Here is a 21,093-nt window from a genome sequence, read left to right on the forward strand (position 1 = left end):
GTCGCTGCAAGCACTTGGCTATGACGGTGGCGAATCTTGTCGTAATACATCAATTGAACTTTTTAGGCCACAAAGATAAGTCAAAGAACGCTTTAATCAATTATTCGATATAAACTCTAATGATTATTCCGGGTATTTACCGTAGGCTTCACGGAACTTCTCCCGGTAGAGGTCCCTGTCCTTTTTAAGTTCCTTGAGCATATCCTTCTCCAGGATCTCCTTGAAAGACATGTCTGCCAGCTGCACGTTTCCTCCGGCCTTTCCCCCGGTCTGTACCTGGGAACTGACGGACTGACGTACGGAAATGGAACTGAGGCGTACTTCGGCCTTTGCAAAATCAACGGCAAAGTCCTCCAGCCAACTGTCACGTCCTTTGGCGTCAATGCGCCCGTCTTTCACTGCCGCGTCCACCAGTGCGACGGCTTTCTGTTTATTGGCTTCCTTCTCCTTCGTCTCAAAGGCTGTCACACGTTCCTGCAGTGTCTGTTTTTCGCTCTTGAGCGTGGCGTTCTCGACCTGCAGGTTGTCACGCAGGGTAATCAAGTCCTGTACGGCTTCCCGGACAGCCTGGTCGGATGCGGAATCCGACAGTTTCAACATCTGTGTCAAATAACTCATATTGTTCTCTCTTTTATGGTTAATACTGAATTCCTTATCCATCAGCCTGACAAGCGCCTGCCTGTCAGACAAGTCTATACGTTTGTTTGTCGCGCGGTCATACATGGCAAGGGCATTGTGGTTGGAACCTATGGGGCAGACAGACACCTCCCGCATGGTCCACCTTGTGGCGGTGGGTCCCGTCTGTCCCGGAAGTTTCAATGCGGGATCATCGCTGATCTCTTCAGGCGGCCAGGTGCCGATACTGGCCATGCGCAGGAAGTCGCGCTCCACCTTGCCGGCTATCGTACGTCCTTTTTCGTCTTCCTCGTCGAATACAACGTCCACCAGAATCCTGCCGTCCTCCACACGCACGTTCTCACCGCGCCCTATCGGGGTTTCCCAGTCATTATGGTTATAGAGTACCACGGGATTCTTTTTGAATTCTTCCAGGTTGGCCCCCGAAGTCAGCATGCGGAAACCGTAAGTGTTTACGGATTCGTCATGTACACAGAATGTATATGCTTTGCCCATTGCTTTTCTCATTTTGTTTGCTGCAAAATTCAGGGATAAAAAGAAGGTGTGCAAATCGCCCTGTAACAGTTTCCTACCGAGTGGAAACTGTTTACCTGTAGACGGAAACTGTTGCAGGCGGATTATTTTAATCGGTATGCGCTGCCTAACTTTGTACTGTAATAATCAAGAGAATAAATATGTCCAAGACACTAACGAATCAACAGAAAAAGGACTGGGCGAAGATGCTCTACATGCAGGGAGAACTGCAAAGCAGGCAGATAGCCGAAAAGGTGGGTGTCAGCCCTGTCACCATGAGTAAGTGGAGCAAGGAGGGTAACTGGGAAATGCTGCGGGCGGCCGTCACCACCACGCGGGAGGAACAGATACGCAATCTCTACATGCAGATAGCGGAAATGAACAAGGTCATAGCCGAGCGTGGTGACAAGTATGCCACTTCCGCCGAAGCCGACACCATCAACAAACTCTCCGCCGCCATCGCCAAAATGGAAGGGGACTACGGCATAGCCGATATCATCAGCGTGAGCAAACAGATCCTTTTCTGGCTGCGCAAGCGTGACCCGCAGAAGGCAATCGAACTGAGTTATTATTTTGACGAATTTGTAAAGGAGAAATTAAGGTAACGCCATGGCAAAAAAGAGACTGACAGGAAACAACAGGACACTCTCCGACGACTGGGAAGAAACCCTGAGGCAGATACGTACACAGACCGCCGTAGACTTCACCATGACCGGAGAAGAAAAGGCAAGGAAATTGCGCGAACTGGAAGCGGACCCTGTAGCATGGGCGAAGTTCATGTTTTACAGATATGCCAAATACGAGTTTGCAGGATTCCAGAAGAAAGCCATCAGGCGCATCATCGGGCATTCCGACGGGAACTGGTACGAAGTGCTGAGCTGGGCGCGTGAGCTGGCAAAGTCCACCATCGTGATGTTCATCGTGCTGTACCTGGTCATCGTGAAGAAAAACAAGCGGTGCGTCATCATGACCTCGGCGACCAATGACGGCGCAAGGAAGCTGCTGAACCAGTACCGGGCGCAGTTCGAGGCGAACGAGCGGCTGAAATATTTCTACGGCAACCTCATCGGTGACAAATGGACGGAGGACTATTTCACCCTCAGCACCCGCGTGTCGTTCATGGCGATGGGCTGGGGACAGTCACCGCGCGGAGTCAAAATGGACGAGGTACGCCCGGACGTATTGCTCATGGATGACTACGATACCGACGAGGAATGCCGCAATCCGGAGATAGTGAACAACAAATGGAACTGGTTCGAGCAGGCGCTGTTCTTCACCCGCTCCATCAGCGAGGCGCTGCTTACCGTCTGGACGGGGAACGTCATCGCAAAGGACTGCTGCGTCTCACGTGCAGGTAACAAGGCAAGGGAACTGGCAGCAAGGGAGAAGCCTATCGGAAACTGGGATATCATCAATATACGCATGGTGGATATCAATAATCCCGATCCGCAGGCGGATTACCAGTTCGGAACGTCCGTATGGCCGGAAAAGAACACTGAGGAGACGATAGACGAGGTGCTGGCACAGGTGAGCCTCGCCAGCGGGCAGAAGGAGTGTTTCAATAATCCGGTGGTGGAGGGTTCCTACTTCAAGGAGATACGCTGGGGAGAATGCCCGCCCATAGGCAAGCTCAAATATATTGTCAGTTACGGGGACCCGGCACCGAGCAACACCACCGGCAAGAAGGCGAAGAAGAACTCCTTCAAGGCGAATTTTCTCATGGGGCTATACGAGGGAACGCTGTATGTATATACCGGATATCTGCGGCATGTCACCAACGACGAGTTCGTGAACTGGTATTACTATCAGCGGGACTACGTAAGGGAAAGGACGCAGCAGAGGAACTACATAGAGAATAACAAACTGCAGGATCCGTTCTACCAGCAGGTATTCGTTCCTCTTTTCCTTGCAAAAGGGAAGGAAAAAGGACATTACATCAGTATCTCACCCGACGGGCGTGACAAACCCGACAAATTCGTGCGTATAGAAGGGAACCTGGAACCGTTGAACAGGGCGGGAAGGCTCGTTTTCAACATACGGGAGAAGGACAATCCGGACATGCAGCGGCTGGAGGAACAGTTCAGGCTGTTCGACGACGGACTGCCGGCACCGGCAGACGGACCGGATGCCATTGAAGGGGGATATTACATGTGCCAGCAGCTGAACGCCCACATGGAAGCCGGAAGTTACTGGATAGGAAGACGCCCCCATAACAAAAAAAGAATGTGACAAACCATTAAAAATAAAAATATATGGCTTATTTGGAAGTAGAGGAAATGACAACCCACATCTATGAGGAGGATATGGATACCATCAGCCATGGCGATGATGCGGCGATGATGTCGGCCATAGACGCCGCCATAGAGGAGGTACAGGGATATCTTACCAAGTACGATACAGGAAAGATATTCGCCGCCAGGGGAAAGGAACGCAATCCCATATTGCTGCTCTTTGTAAAGGATATAGCCGCCTGGCACTTCTGTAATATCTGTAACGCCGGAGTGGATATTGAAATGCGCGAAAAGCGCTACGATCGTGCCATTGAATGGCTCAGGAACAATCAGAACAGGCAGAACCCGAACCTGCCGGCAGCACCGGAGCAGCCGGGACGGCAAGAGTGCAGGTGCTGCGGGGAAATAGCATTCGGAAGCAACAGGAAACGTGACAACCACTTTTAAACGGAAACTTTATGACAAACAGGAAAAGGAAAGAACGGCAGGAAAAACCTGTGTCCAGGAAGGCCGTAACACCGGTATACAATCAGATACTAGTGCAGCCCGTGCACAGGGGAATAAACGACATAGGCACATGGAAAAGTGCGCTCAGGGCGGCTGACATGGGGCTGCGCAGCAAACTGTACGACCTGTATGAGGACATACTCATGGACGGGACTGTGACGGATGCCATCGGCAAACGTATAGAGGCGATAACCGACTGCGATATTAACTTTACGGTAAACAGGAAGGAAGTACCACGGATAACGGAACTCATAGATACTGTGGAGTTCGAGAACCAGCTGAAAGAGATCATGTGGAGCCTTTTCTGGGGAATATCCGTAGACGAATATTCTTTCGTGAACGGGTTCGACTTCAACAGCATACCGCGCAAGCACATACGTCCCAAAGAGAAGCTGATACTGCGGCGCCAGTACGATACGGACGGGATCAGTTACAGCGATGACGGTATGATCATACAGTGGGGAGAGGATAATGACCTTGGGCTCTTGCTGAAAGTGGCTCCCTATGTGATATACAAGCGCGGGGGATTCGGGGACTGGGCACAGTTCGTGGAACTCTTCGGGATGCCGCAGCGCATAGGAAAGTACAACAGCATGGACGAACAAAGCAGGAGGCTTCTCATACAGGCATTCGAGGAAGCGGGATCGGCACCGTACATTGTCATCCCGAAAGAGAGTGACGTGGAACAGACGACACTCAGCGGAAGCAGCAACGGGGCGCTCTATAACGATTTCCGCAATGCCTGCAACGAGGAGATACTCATAACCGTACTGGGACAGACCATGACCACCAAAGACGGTGCGTCGCTCTCGCAGAGCAAGGTACATCTGGAAGTGCAGGAGAAGAAACACCGCAGCGACCGGCGTTTTGTCATACGCATGCTGAACAAATACCTTGTACCGCTGCTTGAAAGCAGGGGATATCCGGTACATGGCGGAAAGTTCTCATTCGTGGACAAGAAGGACGAGCTTACCGTAAGTGACCTGAAAACGCTCTCTACGATGATTCCTATTCCCCGCAGTTACGGCTATGAGAAATACGGCATCCCCGAACCGAAGGACGGGGAGGAAGTGTTCATGGGGGCACCAGCCGATACGGGAAATGATGACCGGCCGGCCAAAGCGGTAAAACCACAGGTCAGGAATGGTACACCCGTAGGAACGGTGGAGAATGCCGATGAACGTACGCTTTGGGAAAGGATAAAATCTTTTTTCGTGGCGGCCCCGCATCCGGGCGGGGCTGGCATAATCCGCATGAGTGATACCTCCCCCCTGGATGAAAGGCTCATCGCTGCCGTATGGAACGGTGAACTGGCAGGTTTCAGTCCGGAGCTTTTCCGGTTCTTTGCCGAAGACTTTTTAAAGGCTGTTCGAACGGCATTTGAAGAAGGACCGAGAAATGCCGATGTGGACGTGGCCTACAAGTTGTCGGATGACCTGTTCCGTATGGCGATGGAGCAGAACCTGTTCCATTTCTCCGCTGCCAAGACGCTGGCGGAAATACAGGAACTGAACAGGCTCTTCCGGGAAAGCGGAAACTTTGGTGAGTTTCACCGCAGGGCAAAGGAAACCACCGAAGTGTTTAACAAGACCTGGCAGAGGACGGAATACGAAACGGCGGTGCTCACAGCCGAAGGTATGTCTACCTACCGGAAATTGCGGACCAGGAAAAAGGTATATCCTTTCTGGGAGTACCTGACGGTGAATGACGGCAGGGTACGTGAGGAACACATGAAGCTTCATGGGGTCATCCTGCCCGAAAATGACCCGCGATGGAACAAAATATACCCGCCGAACGGTTGGGCCTGCAGGTGCCTCGTGACCGGACGGATGAAGCACCAGGTAAAGGTCGATCTTGAAGAGATGCGCCGGCGTGTGGACGGCTTCCTGAAAACGGCCGAATGGAAAAAGGCCGAGGCGCAAGGCTGGGGAGTGAACCGTTGTGACTCGGCACAGGTATTCACAGCCGACCAGATGTACATCCGCAAGTTCCCGCAGCAGGCATCGTCCTATCTGAAGGACATGACCGCCGAACGCTGGAACCTGCCCGGGGTACAGGCCATGAAGAGGGACGCTTCAGGAAATATCCCTGTCAGTGGGCGGAGTGAACAGGAGGTATGGGAAACATACGCCGAAGACGGAAGAATCGTACTGACGGATTATGATGGCCGGAAAGTCATTGTCGAGAAAAAACAGTTCGACAGCCATACTGCAGGCAAGGGACGGGACAACCGCATAAGATACTGGGATGCCATGCTGGAAACCCTGCACGCCCCGGACGAGGTGTGGCTCAATGATGAGATAAAGCATGACCTGCTTGATACCTATTGCCTGTTGAAATACTACAGGGATGAGGTACTGGCCGTAAACTACCGGATAGAAGGGGAAAAGCTGGTGCTGAAGACCTGGTATGTCATGCAGACACGCACACCGGGAAACCGGAAAGTAAACCTTAAAAAGGAGATATGGGACAAACGCCGCAGGGGGCTGCTGATAAAAAAGCGTCGGAGCGCATCCTCGCGTCCGTCCGAACCGTAAAGGTGGAACGATGCCGTCGTTCCTCCGCCCGTTCGGATTGGATGGCCGGTGTTGCACTCCTTCTTGGGGCTGATCCTGCCTGGCGCTGTCGATTCTCAGACCTTGCAAATCCCCCTTGCACCCCCGGGGTGTTGGATGCGTGTTGTCTCCCCGTCAGGACAGGACTTCGATGCAAATATAACCATTTTAAAATGTAAAGCAATGGATTTCAGCAAGGAATTGGAACAAAGGGTGAAAGAAGCCATAGAGGCGGTACCCGAAGCGGTGGCTTCCACTGCAAAACGGTACTTCCTGGAACGTTTCTCGGAAAAGGCGTTCGACGGGGAACCATGGAAGCCATGGGGTAAAAGATACAAGCCCGGAAAGGGGACACTGCTTGTACAGAGTGGAGCCCTGCGTAAGAGTATCGACGTTGACGAGATCAACGCCCGCAGGGTGGTCATTACCGCCGGTGGTGACAGGGTGCCTTATGCACGTGCCCATAACGAGGGATTCTCCGGCAGCGTAGTGGTAAGAAGCCATGAACGTGTGTCCCAAAAAGGGAAGCCGTACGTGGTGAAACAGCACACCCGGAAAATGCTGGTACCCCGCCGCCGGTTCATGGGAGAAAGCCATGAATTGGAAACACTCATAAAAAAAGATGTGGAACAACTGTTTAAAAATACAATGGAACGATGAAAAAAGAAATCTTGAAAACAGTAATGGAACGTATTCGTGAAAAAGTGCCGGAACTGCGCTGGGTGGATGCTGACGAAGGGCAGCTGGATTTCCAGGACAGCCGGCCGCCTGTGGCATTCCCGTGCTGCCTGGTGGAACTCAGCTATCCGGGAGCGGAAAACATGTCGGCGGCACATCCCGGAATGCAGCGTGTACAGGTTTCCCTGGAGCTGAAAATCGGCTTTAACGACTGTGCCTCGTTCAATGTGAACAAGCCACTGCAGGTGCAGGAGACGGCTTTCGCAAGGCTCGATATGGTAGAAGCGCTGCATAGGGCGGTACAGGGATTCAAAATGGAGAACTGCGCCAAATCATTCAGAAGAGCGCGGTGCAGACCGCAGAAGAGACCGGACGGGCTCAAAGTCTATGAGGTTGTATATACAGCCGATTTTATAGACAATATATAAGGTTACCATTTCCAGCTGGGAAACATACGGCGGAGCTGGCGGACAGTGGCATGGGTGCTGCAGAGCCATTCGAAGAAGTCGGCGCATTCAAGCCAGGCGTTGTTGATGGTACGCTCGTCGACGAAGAACTCGTTTTCCGCGAGGATGATCATCACGTCGTCAAGACGGCGGCGCATAATCTCGCGCCAGTAGTACAGGCGGGCGGTCATCACACGGTTACGCAGGCGGATACGCTCGCCGCGACTCGCAGCGCTGCGACGCAACGGAGTGCTTGAAAGTTTGCCGCACCGTTCGTTGAAACCGAGCTTGCCGCATGGAAAAAGTTCTAACTGACTGCCCATATCCTGAAAAATGAATTGTAACCCCTGAATACTCTGAAAACCTGATACAAAGATACGTAGTATGACACATATATGCAACAAAGAACGCCATATCAAATATTACGGCGCTTTCTAAGGCGGGAAAATAAAGCAGCCGTTACAAGATTACTTGCAGCGGCTGCACTTCCTTACAGGGCTTAAACGGCACTGTCTCACTCTGTCTGTTGATAATAACCGCAATACCCGTCCTCATGTATATTCAGGTCTATAAAAGGAATCAGGCAGCATTTGGATATATTGTCTAAACTCATGGTACGATAATAATATTTACAGTTACCGCATCGCCTCGCTTCTTCACGATATTTCATACGTTTAAGCAGTTCGGTTTGGAGCTCAGGGCCCGTCAGTTTGAAATTCTTTTCGTTGTCCATACTTTTTATTTTATCATTTTCTGAAATATATCATCAATCAATCCTTTAATCTCACAGACATAGCTTTCCATGTTCCATCCTTCCAACCGGCACACCAGCAAGTCAAACTCTATTTCCTGGAGCAACTTTACTTTGAAGCTCTCGCGGGCAAAGGCGTTTACCCTTTGACGTACCTCCCGGCTGATCATCGGGCCCTCTTTGGGCTCTTTGCCCTTGGGGACGGATTCTCTTGCGGGAGGGTGGTTGGCTGTCATACTGTCAACGGGAACACCCGAAGCTTTTACAAGGATTCTTATTCCACCGTTTAAAATACTTCTCCCGTTCGTATAGAAATCATATCCGGACAGGGGCGAACCGGTATGTCTGTCAATGGAGAAACCTTCAGGAGGTTCATCGTAAAGCACCCAGCCCATGTACTTATTCATATTCTATTTGGTTTTAAATCAATCGCCTTCCATCCCGTTCACGAATTTCCGGTACTCCAGTTCCGTTTTGGCAAGGTTTATCAGCGTGTTCACACCCTGGAATACCTGCTTTGCCTGGCTGACATGCTCCGGAGAGGATTTGACATTCTCAATCTGCTGAAGTACCGTATCACGGAGCTTTTGGATGATACCGGGGTTCACCGTTGATACTGCATCCAGCCGTTTGTTGGCAAGTACGATGACTTGTGTCGTAACGGGTTTGAACTGTTCCAATTTAGCCGGAAGATTGATGTAATTGAAGACAAGCGTCTTGCCGTTGTTCAGGTAGATTTCCACCTCATCGCCGTCATCACCGGTTCCCTCGCAGTAACCCAGTACGACGACCTCTTCATTCCTGTACAGGTATGGCTTGTTCACCATTCCCTGCAGACGTTCGAGTGTATTCATTATTGATTGTTTATTGGTTGGTTATTGATTGTTCGATTCATTGATAGCCCTTGAAAGGCGCCCCTTCAGATATACGAGTTCCTTTACCTCTTCGGGCAGGTTGTGCAGGCTATTACGCTGCATGAGCTCGGCATTGCTGATACATTCCAGGTTCTCAAGTGTGCAGTTCAGCGTATTGCCGTCGCGGAAAACGATATTGTAGCCTTTCGGAACCGGGCCATGCGCCTGTTGCCATAACAGCACATGCTTTGGTATCCATTTCCCCAAAGAGATACGCACATAAACGTACCGGTGTCCGTTTTTGTCTTTACGGATACTCTCGGCACCGTCATAAAGCGTATTGTCGGGCATGTGCCCTTTTTTAAACATGGTGGCCGAAACTTTAGCATATACCCCGGCATTCATTTTCCTGCCTTTGTTGGCCGGCACGTGCCCCTTTGGAAAACGGTGTGCCGTTCCACTGTCGGCAAGCTGCCTTGACATCTCACTCCGCAGTTTTTTCAAATACTCCGGAGACTTCTTGAGTCCCAGACGGTCGGCAAGGTTGTAAACGGAAGCGGCCGATATTCCAAAGAGACGGGCTATTTCTTTTGTTGAGCAGTGAGGGTACAACCGGGTAATTTCAGTTTTCTCGGCCTCTGTGTAGATATGCTTTTTCATGATTGCTATGGTTTTGAAAGTTATTTTACCGTATACAGCCTGCAGCCTGTCTTCTCCTTTGCCCTTAAAAGGAAACTGGCGGCTTCATCGCTGTCGACCACCAGCCTGATGGCGGTAAGGCCCTCTGTCTTGGGCTTTTGCAGAAGAAGTGGGCAGGGCTGGCCGTAGTAGTTCCAGTAGAAGATGAATTCGCCCAGATGGAAGTTGTCTATTTGGACGATATATTTTATCGGGATGCGCGGTGTCATATCTCCTGCTTTTTGCTGAAACAGGCTTTCACCTCCCCGTCCGGAACCCATTCCACTGTAACGATACCTTTTACATGTCCGGTTCCTCCACATTTCGGACAGGGTATCTTTACCCGTTCATGGATAATTTCAGGATTCCAGAACCAGCCGTTACCGTGACAGTAACCACAGGCATACCCTGTATAGTAGCCTATGGTTTCTTTACCGGTACCGAAGTTCGGGGAACTGAGCACCAATATATCTTTCTTCTCACTCATGCTTCGATATAATAGGTTTGGACAATCATGTGGTTACGGAAGATATGTATCACTGTCCTGCCTTCATCCTGCCGTAGTTCGGTTTCCACAAAGCTGCGGCGGATGTCTCCTTTTTCCATTAACGAACGGATTTCAGCGTCGATGAATGATTTCAGGTTACGGAAATCCTGCTCATTTCCCTTCAGTCCGGTGGCATCCAGCTGGCTGACCGACAGCTGGAGCTTGAGAAGCCAGAGCGGCTTGTCATTGGGGATGCTTGACTTGTAAGTTATCTTTGCCATCATTCTTTCTTAATTTTGTTTTTAGTTTCATAAACAGCATGACTCTATCCCATAATATCAGATAGGCACTCCAATAATCTTGGAAGCTAAAATAGTACCAGCTCATTTGTATATACCATATAGGCAAATAAACAATGAATATGGCTAACCATAAAGGGGATAGTATCCATCTAATTATTAGTCTGAGTTCACTCATTACTTTATTATTTTGAATAAAGGGCGCATCCGAATAAAACTAAAGTGTCAAATTTTAAAATTATTGCAGAAATGGATACGCCCTTTCGTTTTTTATTCTTAATTTTGATATTGTCAAATTTTAAATTCTATTGCCTATGAAATTAACTCAAGAACAGCTTAACAAGCTGTCAAGCAAATTAAAAATTGCTCCATCATGTCCTAACTGTGGATTTAATGGACAAATGAGCTTACAACCAGATGAATACCAGCTAACATCAGTTGAGCATTCGGGAAGTTCCTACAATATAGGAGGTCCAATGTCATTCATGCCATTAGCTGGAGTTTTATGCCCTCAATGTGGGTATGTTAGATTATTCAATCTAAAGATTTTGGGCATTGTCTGATACGGAATTTACTGTTCCATTATCAGAAATTGAAAAAATGGTTGATTCATCAGTTAGCTGATTCTCTACAAGTCTGCACTGATGAATTACCTCTTCAATATCCTCCTTTGTTTTTATTCCGATAGCTTCTATGCTAAATAAATATTCATGCTTCTTTTCTTGTCCTTCAATTATTAAAGCCTGATTCTCTTTCTTAGTTATAAGTCTCATAATATACTACGCTTACCTATACAGCATTAGGTTCAAGTTTTATCAGTTTTGAATTACTGTTTAAATTCCGGTAAAATACCGAGGTATAAGTACTCTTCGTTATAGGAAGTTTCAAGTTTCTCTCTTACAATGTTGCAAGCAACTTGAAAGCCAGCCATATAATCTACTTGAGAAATAGTTCTACCTGAATATTTCTCCGCCATTTCAAATACTTCTTTTTTATTCATTACCGTTTTTACTTATGCTAATTGAATCCCATAATTTGCACCTTTTTTCACCCACGTAAAAGAACCTTTAATTCTGCCTTTTACCATTTTCTTAATAATATCTTCAGTGTCACTCATAAATACCTGATACCTTATCTTTTGCTCACGCCACCCTTTATCTTTGTCCTCATAGGGGACAAGAATTAAAACGGCGGAAGAACGTCCACGCTCATAGCCTGCTATGTACAAGTCAGCTTCAAATACATAGTTTTCTCTTTCTTCATTATAGGCATCTCCATCCCATTTACATGGCACGCCATGTAAAAAGTGCATTTTCCAAGTTTGTTTCTTCATTTCTTTATATTCTGTTTCCAGCCATTCAACCGGTAGACCTCACGCCGGGCTTCCTCTTTCGTGAGGAACTGCCCGACTTTGGTCCCAGTGGAACCGGTGGCGTCACGCCGGATACGGTACACCACCCAGTTCCTGCCATGCGGCCGATATTCGTAATACTCCTCAGGCAGATTGCGCATCGTTCTCTTTTTTGGGCTCCACATAGAAAGTCTCTTCCTGTACAACCTGTACGCCGATCTTCGGGAAAAACTCAGCAACTTTCGGGTTATCCCGGTCAGCCAGCAGCTTGTCTTTTGCCAGCTCGTCCGTTGTACGGATATATTGCGGCAACAATTCCTTGCAGATGTTGGTTACTGCTGCCCAGGTAAAACCTTTCAGGTTCTTCAGCTTCGGTGTGCCGGTACGGAAACCGAATACGCCATGAGCACTCTCGAGGCTTTTCCGCTTGGAGAATAGTTCTTCCTTGTTTTCTACGGCGTACGCCTGCATGATGTCAAAGTTCTTTTCCTTCGTGGCAGACAGCTCTGCCAACTGATCCGCATATTTCTCGCGGATACGCGTCATCTCAATATCCATTTTTGAGGTAAGGTTCTGTACTTTGGCGTCGGCCGCTGCAAAGTCTGCGAATGCCTGTTCTGCCTGTTCGCGGGTGATACCGCTGACTACTGTTTTCTTTGTTCTTGCCATAATAAATGTTTTTTTATAGGGTTAATAATGTAATTTCTTTCTTCTGTCCCGGTTCTGCTTGCGCCAGCGCTCCTTAGCGGCTGCCGTCTTGGCCGGAGTGCTGTTTCCCTCCTGTTCCTGTTCCAGATGGGCGAGTCGTATCTGCTCGGCCCTGTACTCGTCAAGCAACCGGTCGAATTCGGCCACCGGAAGGGGAACGGGACTTCCAAGCAGTTTTTCTTCCAGGATATTGATGCGTCCGCGGCATTCGGAAAGCCGGTTCTCCAATTCCCGGTAACGTTCGGTGGTGTTGTAGGCGGCAGGCATGGTTATAATGTATCGCGAAGTTTCCTGATTTTCTTATCCAGTTCCCGGCGGCTATAATAAGTGAACTTTCCTTTCCTATAACTGTGTACCAGTCCGCGGGAGGCATAGCCCTTGATTGTATTCTTGCCGCATGAGAGGTAACGGCAGGCCTCGTTCTGTTTCATCAGGTCATCCATATCGGCATCCTCGGGCAATGGAAGAGGCGTACAATCACCGGGAGCAGCTTTACGGCGTAAACCTGTCCAATGTTCCAGGCGTTCGATGCGGGCCAGTAAACGGTTGAACTCTTTGCGTGAGAGCATTATCGTATCACCCTCTTCGTCTACTACACCTAATGTTCCGATGGCGGCAAAGTCCGCCGCTGTCATGTTCTGTACATCCGGTATCAGTTCTTCCAGACCGATATGTCCGGCAGAAAACCGGGCGGCATCGCGGGCGGCGAAGAACATCTCTTCGTCACGATTCTCTTCTGCAACTTCCATGACGTATTTCTGGAATACCTGTTGTTCGGTCATGCTGCCCTGCAATACCTCGGCCTGTACAAGACTGAGCCGGTCGGCTTTACGAGTCAATATCGCCACAGCCTGTTTGATTTCATTTTTCGTTCTCATATTGTTTCATTTTTCTGTTTCTTTTCCTCACGCCGCATCCAAGCTTCCAGCTGCTTCTTGGTATCCTGTAACTCCCACAGTTTCATGGCGGTAACATCCTTGCGCGCCTTGCTGTATTTCCTCGCCCACATATTGAGCTTCGCAACGTTCATCCGGTATTCGTCTTCATTGTCACTGGTGAAACCCTGATTGAGCTGCGGTATCATGAAAGAAAGGCGGTAGATGTCGCGGAACACACTTTTCGCTTCCGCCAGTTGCATCGCCCTTGTTTTTTCATCCGGTGGGTTCAGCCTTTCCAACAGCTGCCGCGCCTCGTGCATCGTCAGTTCCCGGCTGCTTACCGTACGTCCGGAAGTGAATTCATAGATGCATCCATGCCTGGCATCGTCATCCATACCGATGCGGTGGAAAGTGGCGTGCAAAGCTTTGAGCTGCTGGACACTGATCTGTTTATCCTTATTCGTTTTCATCATTCAAAATCGGTTTTTCTCCGAAATAAATTTCCGCTTCTTCCGGCCAGATATCATAGTATCCTTTCGGGCCTATGAAACGGCCATGGGAAAAAGCACGTTTGCCTTCTACATAGATTTTCAGTGAGGCGTTGTACAAAACCTTCTTGGCTGTACGCCCGTCCGGATTCTGACCGCTGGCATGACTGATGAAGATAAGCAGCTTGTTTCTGTGCTGTTCTTTGAATTTAAGGAACTGTGGGAAGCTCATGTACGTATATTGGAAACTGTCTATTACAACAAAGTCCGGTGATTTCTGGCGTTTCAGGCGCAGACTGAGCTCGTCCATCGATTCACAGACCAATAAAAAACGGCGGTTTGTCTCCAGCATGTTGCTACGTCGTACGGTATTCTGCATGGTCAGGCTGATACCTTCCTCCAAACTGTTGTAAACTACACGACCATATTTGCACAATTCCTTGCAAAGCTTCATTACAAAAGAGGTTTTCCCGCTGCCTGACTTCCCCCAGACTATCCATACCCCCCGGCTTTCAGGAGTACCGAAAGCGTCGTACCATTCACCTTCGAATGGGAGCGTATCAAATTTCATGGACAGCAGTTCACGTACCCCTTTGGCATTACGCGCAAAGGTCCTGGCATCATTCACCGCTTCACTCATTGTTCCGTACCTCCTTTCATCCGTCTGGCTTCCAATATGCGCTTGCAGGCATGTACGACCCGTTTCACCCGGCGAAGGTCATATTCCCCCTGTTGTGCCTCACGCAGTACACGCTTTATTTCGGTCGGCTCTGTCAGCCCGTTGGCCCGGCAGATGGCATACACATCCTGTTCCGTTGCGGCACTCACATCAAAGAACTTGCGGCCGATACGGCTGTTTATCTCCTTGTAACCTTTCTTGTTATAGCGCAGGCCATTTTCCACCCGGCGCTTAATGTAGTCGGTGGAAAGAAAGATGATCCCCGCTTTATTCTCCAGACGGTTGTATATGCTGATGAAGTAGGAAAATACACTGTCCGTCAGTTTGTCTCCTTCGTCAAAAATGATAAGCGGATTTTGAAGAAAGGCTATCATGGAAATGGCATATTCCAGAATGTCACGCAGGTTGGTCCCGTCCACCGGAGCGCCGACCTGTTTGGCGATTTCCCGAACAAAATCGCTCTTTTTCATATCTTCAGAGCAAAGGATATAGAACACATTGCGGTGTGTGCGGCGGTACTCGATGGCGGCGGTCGTCTTGCCGCAACCTGCATCACCCACTACCCAGGTGGTATTCTTGTAGGCTTGTGCGTCTGACATCGCGAAAGTAATCCGCTGGAAGGCATTGCTTTCTGTCAATGTCCAACGGTCCATACTGAAACCGATCTGTGCGGCTATACGGCTGAACATGTCATCACTGATACTGGTGTACTTCTGATTACATATTTGTGATACGGTTGCGGCACTGACACCGTTCAGGCTTTCACTGGCACGGTTCTGGCTGGGATAGTTACCGCAATATTCCAACAGTGCGTCACGTATGGCGTCTTTGTCTTGTTTACTGAGTTCTTTCATTTTTGAATGGTATTTAATTGATTATTGAATACTGGTTAATTATCGCTGAGGAACGACAGGTACATTTCAGCTTCAGTCATGCCGGAAACCTGCTTGGTGTATTCACCCGGGGAGGCGATGCCCGCAGGTTCTTCCTCTGGTTCGGCTTCATAAGTTCCCGGTCCGACACCTTCAGGATAGGCAACCGGGGCTTTCAGCTCCTCGTTGGCGTACTGTTCACGCTGCCGCTCCATGCTCTTCTGTGATTCACCCACCGGAAGGGGCATCACAAGCTTGGTGTAGGCTTCTCCTATGCTCTCCTCAAGCAACAGTTCCTCGCAGGCGATATAGTGCCCGGCAAGAGCACGCTTTTGGGCGCGTATCTGGGCGTAGAGCCGTTCGCTCTCCTCCGTACTGCGTTCTGCGGTAGCACGATGAAAGACGACTTTCGGGGTGGCAGTAGCGGCATACTTCAGCCTGTCGCCCGCACAGACTTCCCACAGTTCTACGGAGGTCATGTCCATGGGATCGTACTTGTAGCGGAAACTGACACCCACATTCTGCATGTGGAAACCCATATCTACCTGTCCGGATTCATCATAGACCATGTAACGGTACTCCTTGTTGTTACGGCTGAATACGAATCCCTGCTTGCCGTACTTCACGCTGTCCTTGCTGAGGAGCTTGAAGAGTTCCTGCACCTCGTATTCGTCCAGCTGTTCGGCTTTCGGGCTGTTGAGGGCCGTGTACATTTCCATACGGGTCATCCCCGTCTCACTAGTGGGATGCGGCATACTGTTCCATTCAAGACGGCATTTCAGATATTGCTCTTTCATCTCTTCCAGAGTAGGGAGTTGCGAGATGTTTTTCATTATCAGGTCGATGTTGACATGACTGCTCTCTTTGGTGGCGGTCACGTTTTGGCCGGTATAGTTGTAGAGCTTGTGCATCACCTGCTGCTGGAAACGTCCGAAAGCGCTTTCGATGGTCTTACTCTGGCCGTTGTGAGGCATGGTGGTCTTGTGCAGGTGGCATATTTTCTTGAAAAAGGCCTGTGCTTCCGGCTTCTTGTGCCCGCCCTGGTTATCGGTGACTATCTCATAAGGTTTGACCTTCCACGTTTCCAGCGCCATACGGTAGGCCTCATATTGTGTGAGGAAGTTCTCCGCACCGAAGGAGTAGCCCAGGAACATTTCCGAGCAGGCATCCATCACCTCGTACACATCAATGGTGCGTGCCACCATGCGTTTATTTTTCTTGTCGTAGTCCTTGTAATAGAGGTTCAGTTTCGTACCGTCACCGTACCATAATGTGTTGGGCATCTGCGGAAGTTTTGTGTCAAATTGCGGCATGAACTCGTTCTTGAAGGCGATTTCACCATGCACCACACCATACCACCACAGTTTGATGCCGGTCTTGTAGAGGTAGTTGATGACTGTCTGGGGGGATTCTACCGGTTTCAGCCTGTCTTCCTCACAGATGACACGCGCATTACGTTCCGCCACAATACGGTTGAACTCGTCGAATATCTCCATGTCGGTATATACAGGAAACTTGCTCCGCTTCAACCGCAGCAGGATACGTCCCTCTCGGGGGCCGATCTTGCGGGCGCTTTGGTTGCCGGTAGTACCGCTTACCAGCGCCACGTAACCCCGCTTCTTGTAGTCCCTGAACTTTTCTATCAGGCGGGATTCGCTTTTCGGTAGCGTATGGTTGAAAGACTTGCGAAGCTCCTCGCATAAGGAAATGACGGTATTGCGTACAAGGCTTTTGTGCGTATAGCCGTATTCGCTGTGTTTATTCTGCAGCCCCGTTTCCTGTACTATCATGGCATTCATCACTTTGGCGTTGAGTACATATTCCTTCTGACGATCTATGGAAATCTTGGGAGTATAGGTCTTGTAGAATTCCACAGCCTTGTCATCACTTTTCAGGCGGATATTCATAGGGTTGATTTGTCCTTTTTTGAGTTGTTTTTTTATATCAGGCAGTTTTTTTTCTACAACAGAGCGAAGTGCATCCGAAAGGGTCTCATAAGCCACAAGCACCTTACGTCCGTTACCACCTTTCTGTAAAACCTGAAACTTACGTTCACGAACATGTTTATCAAAATTAGATTTGCTCATAATACCACTACGAACAAGTTCATCAAACGTTATACATAATGTCTTTCCAAACATTTCCATAATCAGAAACTTTTCTCTTTTATTTGTGCAAGCCCCGGCATCGAACCGGGGAGCCGGCCGCTTCCGCATGATAAGGGAAACTCCGGCTTGCTGAACAAACCGTTCCTAAACAGTTGCGGTATCCGTCTTATCCGGCATAAGTGATATTGCTATGATGGCCGATAATGCGATAATTACAAACGCATTGCGGCTGTCCGCATCTGTTGCGTTCACATTTGTTCCCAACCACAGACCGTAGGACATGCCTACAGCTACGGCAATCTTTTGAATTGTTCTCCAGGTTTTCATAATTATAAAGTTATCGAATCGTCTGTTATTACTGATTTCACATTTCCATGAGAGTCCAGTATCTTTACTGGGGAAACAGTCACATTCTCGTCACTCAATAGCCGTCCTCCAAGTTCATGTATAGCTACATGCCGCATCCGCGCCGCTTCAAGGCTGTTCCGTTTGAAGCTCATGGCAAGGCTTACACTCGGTTTAGTGGTCTTGAATACTTTTACCAGATATTCATAAGCGGCAGTTTTCTTTCGGGAATCTTCCCAGTCAATCTTCTTCATATATTTTTATGCTTTAATGTTTGTCAGTTTATCTACAAGCGTCAGGCGCAGTTCCTTGTCCTCTATCCGTGCCACATCGGCAAGTATATCCACCAGCCGTTCCTTTGTCAGGCGGTTATGGTTGCGTTTCACCGGTTCCGGGAAGAGGGAGAGCTGCTGTACCTGTGATTGCACCCGGTATGCTTCATCAATCTTGTTTACTACTAAGTCCTCTGCCCAGTCACGAAACATTTTCGCCCGTTCAGACTTGATGAAGAAGCCGAGACGGACAATACCGCGCTTAGTCCAAAGAATTTGCTTATTTTGAAGATAACCGCCTGATTTACACCCTGCGTTGGAAATTCCAACGCTCGTAATGAAGTGTTTCCCCTCTATTAATTCATCACGATGGTCGTGCTTCTGAGAACGTAAAGAGGAGGGATTAATTCCAAATCCTTTTGCTGCTTCATTTGTTGTTATCAAGAATTCAAACTTGTCATCCGGAAATATCTCAACCGATAAGTTCTCCGAAACGTGTTCTAAAACCTTTTCCATACTTATTATTATTTAAAGTATAATGATTATCTTTATCCGCTGTAAACGATTATTAGTGTTGCAAATCACTAATTACGCTGCAAATATATACGCAATATGCGTTTAAAACAAGTTTTTCAATAGAAATATACGCAATATGAGTGAAAAAATTAATAAAGCAGGGGTTTTAGACCGAATAAAGTCCTATTATGGACTAAAAAACAATGCAAAACTTGCATTTTTTTTGGGAGTTGCTCCTACAACTATCTCAAGTTGGTACGCAAGAGATAGTTTTGACTTAGATATAATATACTCAAAATGCGTTGATATTTCTTTTGATTGGCTTCTTACTGGTGAAGGTGCTATGCTCCGTACTAATGATGTGTCAACTCCAGAACCACTCCCCAGTATCAACCAAGAATATAAAGGTGCTCCTTATTATAATGTAGATTTCATAGGTGGTTTTGAGTTTGTTTCCAATGACCAGACGCAACTGCCGGACTATTATATAAACTATCCTCCATATAACAAGCCGGGAGTAATGTGGTGTAACCTTACCGGACATTCCATGGAACCAGAGATAAGCAATGGAGACGTAATAGCACTGAAAGAGGTTAAATCTCCCATAGAATACCTTCCTGCCGGAGAAATATATGGTATAATTACAGATGATTACCGTACGGTAAAACGTATTCGTCCGGGTGTTCAAAAAGGATTTGTACGTCTTATTCCGGCAAATAAGTCTCCTGAATTCTGTGAACAAGAAATTCCAGTCGAGATGATTCGACGGGTATTTGCTGTTTTAGGTAGTATCCGCAAGTTCTTTTAAATAACGGTAAAATGAATAGGAGGAAATCAATAAGGATATATTAAACAAGCAGCAAATATGTACGAGATAGACGAAAACGGGGAATTAGTATTTAAACGTAAAGTTGTAATGACCATGACCGAAGAACGGGCTGCACTATTAGATAAAATATTATTGGCGGCTGCAGAGAGTAATCAAACTGTAATACTCCATGCTACAAGCCCAAATGATAAAACTGAATATATATCTGCTGGACGTGATTTGGAAAAACTTGAATTAGGGAAATTGTTATCATCTCAAGATGGAGTCTTTTTTATTTTACCTGAAGGAATCTCTTTTATAAGAAAACATACATTCACTCAACTATATAAAGAACAGCGACGCAAAAATAGAAATAAGAAAATAGCAAATTGGATAAGTTTACTCGCAGGTATTGCTGGTATTATTGGTACTTGGAAGGCCTGCTCTTAGCTCGTTGACTTTTTTCAATATTTTAGTGTATAGCTCTCGATATCCTGCATCTTCGATGTCACTTATATATCCATCAATAGGTTCATATCCGTTTACTGCACAAAACAGGATTTCGAGTGCATGCTGATACCGTGGAAGTTCCTTGTGTGAATAGAGAACCTCGCGGATGATATTTCTTTTTATAATGGGAATATCTATTTTCATACTAAATAATGCTCCCGGCACAATCACCGGGAGCGTTTCCATCAACAATCAATCAATTACCTTAAAATCTCCGTACGTTTAATTCCCTCAGACGGAGCACTGAATAGTGGGAACGTTCGTCTCTACCTTCAAAAACCATTGTGGCAGCAACAAGACTCGAACTTGTGACAAAAGAACTGCACACATGTATCATCACGTATGCATATCTGCGCTCTACCAACTGAGCTATACTGCCAATTATTTGTGACGCGCACGCGTTTATGATGCTAAAATAGCATTTATTTTATAAATATCTATTATAAATCAAGTACTTATAAAAGAGGCACAACCGTATCACTTACCAAAAGAACTATACTATCCCCCTATAAATGTCTATTTAAACGCCTAAAAACATAACTTAAAAGGAAACATCATATAAAAAACATACCTCAAAAACATAGTAAAAAGTATGCCCAACTTTTTCACAGGTAAATAATTTACACATAAAAGTATGTCCAACTTAGTATGCCCAACAGTATGCCCAACTCACTATTTAACATTTCGACACTCTATTATTTCCTCTTATTATTATTACTGCTTACCTTAATTTTATTGAATAGATACTCGCTTTTTCTAAACACTTTAAACAGTATATTTTTCTACTAAAATAGTTCTATATAATAGAGTTTATATCGAATAATTGATTAAAGCGTTCTTTGACTTATCTTTGTGGCCTAAAAAGTTCAATTGATGTATTACGACAAGATTCGCCACCGTCATAGCCAAGTGCTTGCAGCGAC

31 protein-coding genes and 1 tRNA gene are annotated in these 21,093 nt (G+C 47.5%); 8 read left to right on the plus strand and 24 right to left on the minus strand.

The genetic code is table 11. The annotated features are described in order from the left end of the window. Positions 1-123 precede the first annotated feature (123 nt). A complete protein-coding gene (locus H8S52_RS17880) occupies positions 124-1,143 on the minus strand; it encodes a peptidase (RefSeq protein WP_225982421.1) in 1,020 nt (339 codons plus the stop codon). Positions 1,144-1,310: 167 nt separating this feature from the next. On the opposite strand from H8S52_RS17880, the gene H8S52_RS17885 reads away from it, so the two are divergent. The 6 genes from H8S52_RS17885 (at position 1,311) to H8S52_RS17910 (ending at position 7,548) form a co-directional block, all read left to right on the plus strand. After that, complete coding sequence (locus tag H8S52_RS17885) at positions 1,311-1,754, plus strand: DDE transposase family protein (RefSeq protein WP_186910321.1); 444 nt, start codon at positions 1,311-1,313, stop codon at positions 1,752-1,754. Between the two features lie 4 nt (positions 1,755-1,758). Beyond that, complete coding sequence (locus H8S52_RS17890; protein WP_151870896.1) at positions 1,759-3,378, plus strand: hypothetical protein; 1,620 nt, start codon at positions 1,759-1,761, stop codon at positions 3,376-3,378. 23 nt (positions 3,379-3,401) lie between these two features. Next, positions 3,402-3,827, plus strand: coding sequence for a DUF1320 domain-containing protein (locus H8S52_RS17895; RefSeq protein ID WP_151870895.1), 426 nt, complete (start codon positions 3,402-3,404; stop codon positions 3,825-3,827). An 11-nt stretch (positions 3,828-3,838) separates the two neighbouring features. Then, positions 3,839-6,424, plus strand: coding sequence for a DUF935 family protein (locus tag H8S52_RS17900; RefSeq protein ID WP_186910322.1), 2,586 nt, complete (start codon positions 3,839-3,841; stop codon positions 6,422-6,424). 201 nt (positions 6,425-6,625) lie between these two features. Further along, positions 6,626-7,102 (plus strand): phage virion morphogenesis protein, encoded by a 477-nt coding sequence (locus H8S52_RS17905; RefSeq protein ID WP_255470118.1) that lies wholly within the window; start codon positions 6,626-6,628, stop codon positions 7,100-7,102. Beyond that, positions 7,099-7,548, plus strand: a complete 450-nt coding sequence (locus H8S52_RS17910) for a hypothetical protein (RefSeq protein ID WP_151870893.1) — start codon at positions 7,099-7,101, stop codon at positions 7,546-7,548. Before H8S52_RS17905 ends, H8S52_RS17910 begins: the two co-directional genes overlap by 4 nt. Positions 7,549-7,550: 2 nt before the next feature. Here the strand turns inward: H8S52_RS17910 and H8S52_RS17915 are convergent, their stop codons facing one another. From H8S52_RS17915 to H8S52_RS18020, 22 genes are all read right to left on the minus strand, one after another. After that, entirely contained in the window at positions 7,551-7,889 is a 339-nt protein-coding gene (locus H8S52_RS17915; RefSeq protein WP_009122607.1) for a hypothetical protein, read from the minus strand. A gap of 191 nt (positions 7,890-8,080) precedes the next feature. Continuing rightward, entirely contained in the window at positions 8,081-8,299 is a 219-nt protein-coding gene (locus H8S52_RS17920; RefSeq protein ID WP_117907346.1) for a hypothetical protein, read from the minus strand. Between the two features lie 5 nt (positions 8,300-8,304). Then, positions 8,305-8,724 carry a hypothetical protein gene (locus H8S52_RS17925; protein ID WP_186910323.1) on the minus strand — a complete coding sequence of 140 codons (420 nt, stop codon included), beginning with the start codon at positions 8,722-8,724 and terminating at the stop codon, positions 8,305-8,307. An 18-nt stretch (positions 8,725-8,742) separates the two neighbouring features. Further along, positions 8,743-9,171, minus strand: a complete 429-nt coding sequence (locus tag H8S52_RS17930) for a hypothetical protein (RefSeq protein WP_118154074.1) — start codon at positions 9,169-9,171, stop codon at positions 8,743-8,745. 21 nt (positions 9,172-9,192) lie between these two features. Beyond that, on the minus strand, positions 9,193-9,831 hold the full coding sequence (locus H8S52_RS17935) for an HNH endonuclease signature motif containing protein (protein WP_186910324.1): 639 nt from the start codon (positions 9,829-9,831) through the stop codon (positions 9,193-9,195). Between the two features lie 20 nt (positions 9,832-9,851). Next, positions 9,852-10,079, minus strand: coding sequence for a hypothetical protein (locus tag H8S52_RS17940; protein WP_151870888.1), 228 nt, complete (start codon positions 10,077-10,079; stop codon positions 9,852-9,854). Further along, a complete protein-coding gene (locus tag H8S52_RS17945; protein WP_151870887.1) occupies positions 10,076-10,336 on the minus strand; it encodes a hypothetical protein in 261 nt (86 codons plus the stop codon). Before H8S52_RS17945 ends, H8S52_RS17940 begins: the two co-directional genes overlap by 4 nt. Continuing rightward, entirely contained in the window at positions 10,333-10,620 is a 288-nt protein-coding gene (locus tag H8S52_RS17950; RefSeq protein WP_255470119.1) for a hypothetical protein, read from the minus strand. The genes H8S52_RS17945 and H8S52_RS17950 overlap by 4 nt, the downstream gene beginning before the upstream one ends. 554 nt (positions 10,621-11,174) lie before the next feature. Then, positions 11,175-11,408 carry a hypothetical protein gene (locus tag H8S52_RS17955; protein ID WP_151870885.1) on the minus strand — a complete coding sequence of 78 codons (234 nt, stop codon included), beginning with the start codon at positions 11,406-11,408 and terminating at the stop codon, positions 11,175-11,177. 53 nt (positions 11,409-11,461) lie between these two features. Next, positions 11,462-11,635 (minus strand): hypothetical protein, encoded by a 174-nt coding sequence (locus H8S52_RS17960; RefSeq protein WP_153881349.1) that lies wholly within the window; start codon positions 11,633-11,635, stop codon positions 11,462-11,464. A 12-nt stretch (positions 11,636-11,647) separates the two neighbouring features. Further along, the gene (locus H8S52_RS17965; RefSeq protein WP_186910325.1) at positions 11,648-11,968 is read right to left on the minus strand and encodes a hypothetical protein; all 321 of its coding nucleotides are present in this window, start codon (positions 11,966-11,968) and stop codon (positions 11,648-11,650) included. Next, entirely contained in the window at positions 11,965-12,147 is a 183-nt protein-coding gene (locus H8S52_RS17970) for a hypothetical protein (RefSeq protein WP_151870883.1), read from the minus strand. Before H8S52_RS17970 ends, H8S52_RS17965 begins: the two co-directional genes overlap by 4 nt. Next, entirely contained in the window at positions 12,131-12,655 is a 525-nt protein-coding gene (locus H8S52_RS17975; protein WP_186910326.1) for a host-nuclease inhibitor Gam family protein, read from the minus strand. Before H8S52_RS17975 ends, H8S52_RS17970 begins: the two co-directional genes overlap by 17 nt. A 21-nt stretch (positions 12,656-12,676) precedes the next feature. Continuing rightward, on the minus strand, positions 12,677-12,961 hold the full coding sequence (locus H8S52_RS17980; RefSeq protein WP_151870881.1) for a hypothetical protein: 285 nt from the start codon (positions 12,959-12,961) through the stop codon (positions 12,677-12,679). Between the two features lie 2 nt (positions 12,962-12,963). Further along, positions 12,964-13,572, minus strand: coding sequence for a helix-turn-helix domain-containing protein (locus tag H8S52_RS17985; RefSeq protein WP_186910327.1), 609 nt, complete (start codon positions 13,570-13,572; stop codon positions 12,964-12,966). Continuing rightward, positions 13,569-14,042: a hypothetical protein gene (locus H8S52_RS17990; protein WP_151870907.1), complete on the minus strand. Its 474-nt coding sequence runs from the start codon at positions 14,040-14,042 to the stop codon at positions 13,569-13,571. Before H8S52_RS17990 ends, H8S52_RS17985 begins: the two co-directional genes overlap by 4 nt. Continuing rightward, positions 14,029-14,700: an ATP-binding protein gene (locus tag H8S52_RS17995; RefSeq protein ID WP_117859246.1), complete on the minus strand. Its 672-nt coding sequence runs from the start codon at positions 14,698-14,700 to the stop codon at positions 14,029-14,031. Before H8S52_RS17995 ends, H8S52_RS17990 begins: the two co-directional genes overlap by 14 nt. Beyond that, positions 14,697-15,593, minus strand: a complete 897-nt coding sequence (locus tag H8S52_RS18000) for an AAA family ATPase (protein WP_118154106.1) — start codon at positions 15,591-15,593, stop codon at positions 14,697-14,699. The genes H8S52_RS17995 and H8S52_RS18000 overlap by 4 nt, the downstream gene beginning before the upstream one ends. A gap of 35 nt (positions 15,594-15,628) precedes the next feature. After that, positions 15,629-17,758: a hypothetical protein gene (locus H8S52_RS18005; RefSeq protein ID WP_186910328.1), complete on the minus strand. Its 2,130-nt coding sequence runs from the start codon at positions 17,756-17,758 to the stop codon at positions 15,629-15,631. Between the two features lie 105 nt (positions 17,759-17,863). Beyond that, positions 17,864-18,046: a hypothetical protein gene (locus H8S52_RS18010; protein WP_118154109.1), complete on the minus strand. Its 183-nt coding sequence runs from the start codon at positions 18,044-18,046 to the stop codon at positions 17,864-17,866. Between the two features lie 2 nt (positions 18,047-18,048). Next, the gene (locus tag H8S52_RS18015) at positions 18,049-18,318 is read right to left on the minus strand and encodes a hypothetical protein (protein WP_118154111.1); all 270 of its coding nucleotides are present in this window, start codon (positions 18,316-18,318) and stop codon (positions 18,049-18,051) included. Positions 18,319-18,324: 6 nt separating this feature from the next. Beyond that, positions 18,325-18,852: a hypothetical protein gene (locus tag H8S52_RS18020; RefSeq protein WP_182411313.1), complete on the minus strand. Its 528-nt coding sequence runs from the start codon at positions 18,850-18,852 to the stop codon at positions 18,325-18,327. Positions 18,853-18,988: 136 nt separating this feature from the next. On the opposite strand from H8S52_RS18020, the gene H8S52_RS18025 reads away from it, so the two are divergent. Both H8S52_RS18025 and H8S52_RS18030 read left to right on the plus strand, forming a co-directional pair. Then, positions 18,989-19,660 carry a helix-turn-helix domain-containing protein gene (locus H8S52_RS18025; protein WP_186910329.1) on the plus strand — a complete coding sequence of 224 codons (672 nt, stop codon included), beginning with the start codon at positions 18,989-18,991 and terminating at the stop codon, positions 19,658-19,660. Between the two features lie 57 nt (positions 19,661-19,717). After that, positions 19,718-20,110 (plus strand): hypothetical protein, encoded by a 393-nt coding sequence (locus tag H8S52_RS18030; RefSeq protein ID WP_186910330.1) that lies wholly within the window; start codon positions 19,718-19,720, stop codon positions 20,108-20,110. A 345-nt stretch (positions 20,111-20,455) separates the two neighbouring features. Here the strand turns inward: H8S52_RS18030 and H8S52_RS18035 are convergent. Further along, a tRNA-OTHER gene (locus H8S52_RS18035) sits at positions 20,456-20,549 on the minus strand. Between the last annotated feature and the right edge of the window lie 544 nt (positions 20,550-21,093).

The organism is Bacteroides sp. NSJ-48 (assembly GCF_014287405.1).
In the GTDB taxonomy this organism is placed as follows: Bacteria; Bacteroidota; Bacteroidia; order Bacteroidales; family Bacteroidaceae; genus Bacteroides; species Bacteroides stercoris.